This window comes from Deltaproteobacteria bacterium RBG_16_64_85, assembly GCA_001798885.1.
GTDB lineage: Bacteria > Desulfobacterota > Deferrimicrobia > Deferrimicrobiales > Deferrimicrobiaceae > FEB-35.
In genome coordinates, this window is the sequence record MGQW01000036.1 from 1 (window position 1) to 7,213 (window position 7,213).

The 7,213-nt window shown below is 63.2% G+C and carries 7 protein-coding genes and 1 tRNA gene; 6 read left to right on the plus strand and 2 right to left on the minus strand.

The annotated features are described in order from the left end of the window. A partial coding sequence (locus A2Z13_05535; protein ID OGP79487.1) for a hypothetical protein occupies positions 1 to 1,533 on the minus strand: 1,533 nt, incomplete at its 3' end. 239 nt (positions 1,534 to 1,772) lie between these two features. On the opposite strand from A2Z13_05535, the gene A2Z13_05540 reads away from it, so the two are divergent. From A2Z13_05540 to A2Z13_05565, 6 genes are all read left to right on the plus strand, one after another. After that, positions 1,773 to 2,549, plus strand: a complete 777-nt coding sequence (locus A2Z13_05540; GenBank protein ID OGP79488.1) for a hypothetical protein — start codon at positions 1,773 to 1,775, stop codon at positions 2,547 to 2,549. Continuing rightward, entirely contained in the window at positions 2,546 to 3,208 is a 663-nt protein-coding gene (locus tag A2Z13_05545) for a hypothetical protein (GenBank protein ID OGP79489.1), read from the plus strand. Before A2Z13_05540 ends, A2Z13_05545 begins: the two co-directional genes overlap by 4 nt. After that, entirely contained in the window at positions 3,205 to 4,125 is a 921-nt protein-coding gene (locus A2Z13_05550) for a hypothetical protein (protein OGP79490.1), read from the plus strand. The genes A2Z13_05545 and A2Z13_05550 overlap by 4 nt, the downstream gene beginning before the upstream one ends. Next, positions 4,118 to 5,062, plus strand: coding sequence for a hypothetical protein (locus tag A2Z13_05555; protein OGP79491.1), 945 nt, complete (start codon positions 4,118 to 4,120; stop codon positions 5,060 to 5,062). Before A2Z13_05550 ends, A2Z13_05555 begins: the two co-directional genes overlap by 8 nt. A 180-nt stretch (positions 5,063 to 5,242) precedes the next feature. Further along, positions 5,243 to 6,373 (plus strand): hypothetical protein, encoded by a 1,131-nt coding sequence (locus A2Z13_05560; protein OGP79492.1) that lies wholly within the window; start codon positions 5,243 to 5,245, stop codon positions 6,371 to 6,373. Positions 6,374 to 6,392: 19 nt separating this feature from the next. Further along, complete coding sequence (locus A2Z13_05565; protein OGP79493.1) at positions 6,393 to 7,031, plus strand: hypothetical protein; 639 nt, start codon at positions 6,393 to 6,395, stop codon at positions 7,029 to 7,031. 46 nt (positions 7,032 to 7,077) lie between these two features. On the opposite strand, the gene A2Z13_05570 is transcribed toward A2Z13_05565, so the two are convergent. Continuing rightward, positions 7,078 to 7,154: transfer RNA gene (locus tag A2Z13_05570), tRNA-Asp, on the minus strand. Between the last annotated feature and the right edge of the window lie 59 nt (positions 7,155 to 7,213).

Below are 7,213 nucleotides of genomic sequence, written 5' to 3' on the forward strand. Positions count from 1 at the left end.
GTCCTGCATGAACTCCAGGGATTGGCGCGCCAGGCCGCCGATCGACCGGTTCACGGCATCGGCCCATTGGGAGGCCAGGCGGGAAAGGTTCTTTTCCACCTCCCAGACGATCTGTTTCCGGAAGTGGCGGAACGCGAGGGAGCGGAAGATGGTCATCGGGATGAGGAACCAGAGCAGATCGATCTGAGTGTCGAAGGTCTGCCCCACCCGGACGTCGGGGCGCGCCGGCTCTTCGATCTCCGCGTGGAACTGCGCCCCGGTGAAAGAGATCCCGAGGGCGCGTTCGAGCTCCTTCGCAAGCCGGTCCTGGAAAGCCCGGACCGACCGCTGGAAGCTCGACTGGGCCGCTACGAGAAATCCCGCCAGGTGGGTTTCCCCGTAAAACGAGACCTCGGCAAGTTCTTCTTCGAGGGCTTCGAGCAGCCATTCCCGGAATGTCCGGGTGACCTTCGCCAGGTTCCCCGTCCACCCCTTCTCGACCTCCCGGAGCCGGCGATCCATCCGGTCCAGGACCTCCCGGTGGTAGGAATGGAACCGTTCTCCGGCCGTCGTCCGAACGCTCGATCCCAGGTCGCGAACCTGCAGCCCGATTTCGCTCTTAACGGCGCCGAGATCCCGGTCTTCGCGCGTCAGAACCTCCCGTAGCTCCTCCCGAGCCTTCCCCGAGGCTTCGGCGGCATGGTTCGCCAATGCCAGGTACTGCCGGCATCCGCCGATCAGGAATCGGATCTTGTGATTGACGATCTCCTCGAACGTCTCCTCGCGCCGATGGACGATTCGGCGGAAAATGTGATCCCGGACGGCACCCCGCAAGGGCTCGAATCCGGGACGAATGGAGAACGGAAGGATCGCCACATCCTTCCCCGTATGGCGGACGATCTGCTGCCTCGTGAATTCCACGACCGAATCGAGCTGGCTTCCGGAAACGAGGTCGGCCTTCGTGAGCAGGATCGCCGTCTCGGGGGTGTGCCGGAACACCTCCAGGAGCAGGTTCAGGTCCTGCTCGGAGAGGGGACGGCCGACGCTCACGGCGACGAGCGCCCCCCCGACCCGGGGGAGCCATTCCATGGAGACCTTCGTGTTGTGGGCGAACACGCTCCCCAGTCCCGGCGTGTCCACGAAACGCATCCCACGGAATTCCTCCAGGGCCGGCAATTCCACGTCCACGATCGACACTTCCTTCTCGTTTCCGGGGTTCCGCTGCTCCGTCACGAATTCGGGCAGATCTTCCAGCGGGATCTCCTCGTGGCGTCCCGCCAGGTACCGGACGAGGGTCCGCTCCGCCGGGCCATGCCCGATCCGCGTGATCACGGCGGTTGCGGGAAGGACATTGACGGGCAGCACGTCCCTCCCGATGAGGGCGTTCAGGAAGGAGCTCTTGCCGGCCTTGAACTGACCGAGGACGGCGACGTCCACCACGCCGTGCTCCCGCAGAACCTCCTCCCCGGCCCGGATCTGCGGCATCAGGGAATCGATGCGGAACGACTTGCAGATCGCTTCGATGCGTTCGATACAGGCCTCGCGAGAAACCATGGGGACGACCTTCTAAAAGCGGGCTCGATTTGACCGCCGTTCTAAAAAAACTCCTGCGACCTCTTCTTCGCAGGAGTTATCAGCCGTCTTGCGGACAGGCGGTTTCGGCGAACTCCATCGCCCGCTATGTTGCAGGAAAATGTAGCACTCCTCCACCGGAAGTTCAACCGCAACTCATTCCGGAATCATTTGACATGGAAAACCATTTTTTATACGCTGGCCCTCCACTCGGAGGGCGGATGCTGGCTGCGGCGGGGCGCCAGGCGACACGGGGTCTCTTCTTTCTGGGAGACCTCTCCGTTCTCATTTTCCGTTCGTTCTACGAGTCCTTGGGCGTTGTCCGCCACGGCTTCCGGCCGGTGTTCCGGGTTTACCTGAAACAGGTCTATTTCACGGGCGTCGAGGCCCTGACCGTCGTCGTCACCCTCTTCCTCCTGATCGGGATGGTCATCATCACCCAGATCATCAGCCTCGCGGGGGTTGGAAGCGCTCCGCTCACCGGGAAGGTCCTCGTGTGGATCGTGGTGCGGGAACTCGGGCCGCTCCTCACGGCCGTGATCGTCATCGCAAGGAGCGGCACCGCCATCGCCACCGAGCTCGCGACGATGAAGATCAACGGGGAGATCGATGTCCTGGAATCGCTGGGCATCCCCGCTGCCCGGTACCTCATCCTGCCGCGGATCTTCGGGGTGACAACGGCCATCATGATCCTCACGCTGTACGCCGAGGTCGTCTCCGTCATGGGAGGATTCCTTATCGCCTCCCTCGCATGGGGGATCTCGCTCGAACAGTACAACCAGGGGATCGTCCCCTTCCTTACGCTCCGCGAGATCGGCGTCTCGTTCCTCAAGAGCTTCTTCTTTGGCCTCTTCGTGTCGGCCGTGTGCTGCCGCCAGGGCCTCTCCGTGAGCAGGAGCCTCACCCAGGTTCCCCAGGCGGCGACGAAGGGCGTCATGCAGAGCCTGCTCCTCGTCTTCCTCCTCGACGCCGTCATAATGGCGGCGACCCTCTCGTGACCGTGGGCGCGGCTGTCCGGTTCACCGATGCCTTCCTGGAGCCGGTCCTCGACGGCGCGAACCATGCGTTCGAAAAAGGAACGATCTCGGCGGTCGTCACCGCGGGGGAGGACGAGGACGCCCTCCTCGTGAAGGTCCTCGTGGGTCTGTCCCGGCTCCGGGAGGGGAGGATCCTCGTCCTGGAGCAAGACCTGGGCGCCCTGTCCCGGGACGGGCTCGACGAGATCCGGCGCCGGATAGGAATCGTCTACCCAGACGGAGGGCTCATCTCGAACCTCAAGGTCCTCGAGAACGTCACCCTCCCGCTCCTGTATCATACCGCCATGCGCAGCCGGGATATCGAGAGGCGGGCAGTCGCTACCCTCGAGCGGCTCGGATGCGGGGAGGACCTCTTCGCACTCCCCGGCGGCCTCTCCACGTTCAAGCGCCGGATGACGGGGTTCGCCCGGGTGGTCGCGATGGAGCCTGAAGTGGTCTTCTACGACCGGCTCGCAGACGGCCTCCAAGAGGAGGAGAGGGACGTCTTCCTGCGGATGGCCCTCGCGTTTCACGGGGAGATGCCGGGGAGGACCACGATCTTCCTCACATCCAACCCAACGACGATCGCGGGTGCCGGGCCGCTTAAAGTCGTCCACTTAACGAAGGGGCGCTTCGAATGAAGAGGGAACAGGATCCGAAATTCAGGCACCTGGAGACGGTCGTCGGGGCATTCCTCATCGCGGCGCTCGCGGCGGTCGTCTCGATGGTCGTGGTCATCGGGATGGAGAAGGACCTGTTCGCGGAGAAGTACCACCTCCGGTTCCGGACGGAGTCGGGGAGCGGCTTCACGCAGGGGATGCCCGTCAAGCTCTCGGGGTTCCGGATCGGCCGGATCAAGAAGATCTCCCTCGACGAGCAGGCGAAAGTGGTCGTCCGGATGCAGATCGACCGGAAGTACCGGAAGTGGATCCGGGCCGACTCGATCGCCACCCTCCTCAAGGAGGGGTTCGTCGGTGACAGCGTCCTCAACATCTCCGTGGGCTCCCCCGGCAGTCCCATGCTTCCGGACGACGACTTCATCCCCTTCACGGAGGAGAAGGGATTGAACGAGCTGGCACGCGAGTTCTCCGACTCGGTGAAGTCCGTCCTCCTCGAGGTCCGGGGGACGGTTGCCTACATCAACGACCCGAAGGGCGACATCAAGCAGACGCTCGCAAACATCCGCCAGCTCTCCGCGAGCCTGGAGGAGACCCGTCGGCATGCCGACGCCCTCCTCCTGACGACGACGGACGGCCTGGGGCGGGTCGGCCCCGTGATGGACAACCTGGCCACCGCGCTCGACAACGTGGGGCGGAGGCTCCCGTTCCTGCTCGACCGGATGGAGGGAACGCTGTCCAACACGGAGCGGATCTCGCTCGAAGTCCGGAAGGCCGCGGAGAAGGCGGCGCCCAGAGTCCCGCATCTCCTCGGCGGTGCGGAGGAGCTCGTGGAGGACACGGACGACGTCGTCAAGGGGATGAAGAGGATGTGGCCGTTCAGGAAACACATCCCGCCGGCAAACGAGCGGGGGATCGTGCCGGGCGACAGCCATGAGTAGCCGGGAACGCCGTCCCCGACTTCCCGCCGCTCGGTTCCTGCTTGCGTGCGTGCTCCTGTGGCTGGCCGGTGCGGGGTGTTCCGGCTCGCTTCCTCCGCCCGTGCCGCCCGTAAGGGAAAGGGCGGCTGCCTGGAACCGGCACGGGCTCGCAGCGGAGGCGCGTGGCGACCGCGACGAGGCCATCGTGGCGTTCGGAGAGGCGCTCAAGCTCAACCGCTCCATCGAGGACGGCACCGGCACTGCTACGGCCCTCGTCAACCTGGCCCGGATCCACCGGTTCAAAGGGGACCTTCCCCTCGCAAAAGAGAAGATCGACGCGGCAACCCTTATCCTCCCCCCGGACAGCCCCCTCTTCCCGGAAACGGCCTTCGAGAAGGCGAAGATCGGCCTCGCCTCCGGCAACCTCCCGACCGCGAAGGAATGGGCGTTCAGGGCCGTAGATGCGGAGAAGGGAGACGCCGCGGGCCGGATGCTCAATCTCCTCGCACGGGTCTTGTTTCTCGAAGGGAAGGGCGACGAGGCGCTGGGAAGGGCCGAGGCCGCCCTGGCGGCGAACCGGAAATCGGGCGTACGGGGGGAGGAGGCGAACTCTCTGAGGCTTCTGGGCGACATCGCTGCGGCACGCAGGGACAGGACGAATGCCCGGGACCTCTACGCCGCTGCCTTGTCGATCGACAAGGACCTCGCCAAAAGCAGGAAGATCGCAGACGATCTCCGGGCCCTCGGGGCCGTTGCCGCGGCGGGGGAGGATACGGGGGGTGCGCTTGCCTTCTACACAAGAGCCTACGACGTGAGCATCAACGGCGGCGACCGGCGGGAAGCCGCCGAGGCGCTTCTTGAAATGGCCCGGCTCTACGAGAAGACCGGGGCGCCGGACAAGGCGAAATCCGCGATGACGGAAAGGGAGAAGCTCCTCATCGCGATCGAGGAAAAATAAACCGTAGGATTCGGCTTGGGGGGAAGAATGTCCTTTAAAAAAAATGGAAATGGATCCTATCCTATTCCGTCGCTCGCCGCCTTGGCGCTTGCCTCCCTCGGCCTCCTGGCAGGATGCGGATCCCTCGACAAAACCCTGAATACCGCTGACCGCACGCTGTCGGCGGTAAACACCCCCACGATGAAGTCGATCACGAGCGTCGCCGGGAGCAGTACCCCCAACGAGGCTTTGAGGCAAGCCCTGAAGAGCCGCGCCGAGATGTACGAGCGCAACCCCCAGGCGTTGATCGCCGACCTCCGCACCCTAAAGCATGATTACGAAAAACTCATGTCGCTTCTGAGCGGCAACGTGGACAAGAACTGGGGGCGCAAGGAAGTGAAACTGCCCACGCGGACGCAATACGTTAAATACACCCAAAACTACAAGAGCCGCGCAATCGTCGAGTTCGATACGGGCGAGATCACGGTGGAGACCCTGGACGACAGGGACCCGAAGGCGAGCCTGAAGAATGCCGTTACCACCACGCTCCTCACCCCCGATGACCCGCGTACGGTCGATCTGTTCACCGACAAGTCCATTCCGCTCACGAGCGACAAGCAACCCTATCTTCTCGGCCTTGTGGTCGATCAGCGCAACCAGCCGGTTGCCACGCCCGCGCAAGCCGAGGCCTTCGCCGAGCACCTGATCGAGAAGCGCTCCGGCACGCGCGAGGTGGAATTTCAGGACGGCACGAAAAGCGCCCTCTACGTCAAGTTCCCGATGGTGCTCAATTTCGAGAACAAAAAAGCGGAGAAGTACCGCCCGATGGTGAACAAGTACGCGAGTCAATACAAGATCAGCCCGAGCCTCGTCTTCGCCATCATCCGCACCGAGAGCAATTTCAATCCTTTCGCCGTGAGCTCCGCCCCGGCTTACGGGCTCATGCAGCTCGTGCCCTCCAGCGGAGGACGAGAGGCCTATCGGCGCGCCAAGGGAAAGGATGAAATGCCGACTCGTGATTACCTGTTCGAAGCGGAGAACAACATCGAGCTGGGCACGGCCTATCTCAACGTGCTGTTCTACCGTCAGCTCGATCTTGTCGCCAATTCCGTCTCGCGCGAGTATTGCGTGATCTCGGCCTACAACACCGGCCCGAGAAATGTCCTGCGCGCCTTCTCCAAGGACCAGGTGGCGGCAACCAACGCCATCAACAGCCTCGAACCGCCGGGCGTGTACGAGCAGTTGCGACTCAACCTCCCTTACGAGGAAACGCGCCAGTATCTCGTGCGCGTCGTGAATATGCGCCGGCAGTTCGTGAGTCCCGGGAACTGACCCCCGCCCTGTGAGAACGATCCGGGCACGAGCATTGTCGTTCGTCGGTTGGGTGCTGATTTCAATTTGGAGCAGGGCGATCCGGACGGAGCGGGTCGGCAGGGAAATACCGGAACGCCTGAGGGCGGAGGGGAAAAATTTCATTTTCGCTTTCTGGCACGGGAGGCAGTTCCTGCTCTTCCTTTCCCACCGTGGTTCCGGGGTGGTCATCCCGTCGAGTGAAAGCCGCGACGGCGAGATCCAGGCCGGGATTCTCGAACGTTTCGGGTTCGGCGTCGTGCGCGGTTCGAGCAAGCGCAAGGGGGAACGGGCACTCCTCGGTTTGGTCGACAGCCTGAGGAAGGGGAAGGATATCGGCCTTGCCGTTGATGGACCGCGAGGTCCTCTCCATGAAGTCAAGGAGGGTGTCGTCTATCTCGCGGGCAAACTGGGGAAGCCGATCGTTCCGGTGTCGACGAGCGCCAAACGGTTCTGGATCATGGAAAAGGCATGGGACAAATATTTGCTTCCGAAGGTGTTTTCCCGCGGGGTGATCGTTTACGGGAATCCGATCTACGTCCATGGGATCCAACGGGACGAACTCGAGTCCAAGCGCAGAGAGCTGAAGGAAGCGCTGGACGGAGTGATGAAAAGGGCGGATGGGTTTTTCCACGGTTAAAGGGAAAAAGCCCCCCGGAGTTCGGCTCCGGGGGGCTTTCCCAATCTGGCGGGGTGGACGGGACTTGAACCCGCGGCCTCCGGCGTGACAGGCCGGCGTTATAACCAGCTTAACTACCACCCCGATTCGTGGGCGACTGGTAGGCGGAACAGGACTTGAACCTGTGGCCCTCGCCTTGTAAG

What these genes read in the sequence shown, in the direction of transcription:
- A2Z13_05550 (OGP79490.1), top strand. Translation starts at nt 3,205, where the DNA reads ATGAAGAGGGAACAGGATCCGAAATTCAGGCACCTGGAGACGGTCGTC.
- A2Z13_05555 (OGP79491.1), top strand. Translation starts at nt 4,118, where the DNA reads ATGAGTAGCCGGGAACGCCGTCCCCGACTTCCCGCCGCTCGGTTCCTG.
- A2Z13_05560 (OGP79492.1), top strand. Translation starts at nt 5,243, where the DNA reads ATGAAGTCGATCACGAGCGTCGCCGGGAGCAGTACCCCCAACGAGGCT.
- A2Z13_05540 (OGP79488.1), top strand. Translation starts at nt 1,773, where the DNA reads ATGCTGGCTGCGGCGGGGCGCCAGGCGACACGGGGTCTCTTCTTTCTG.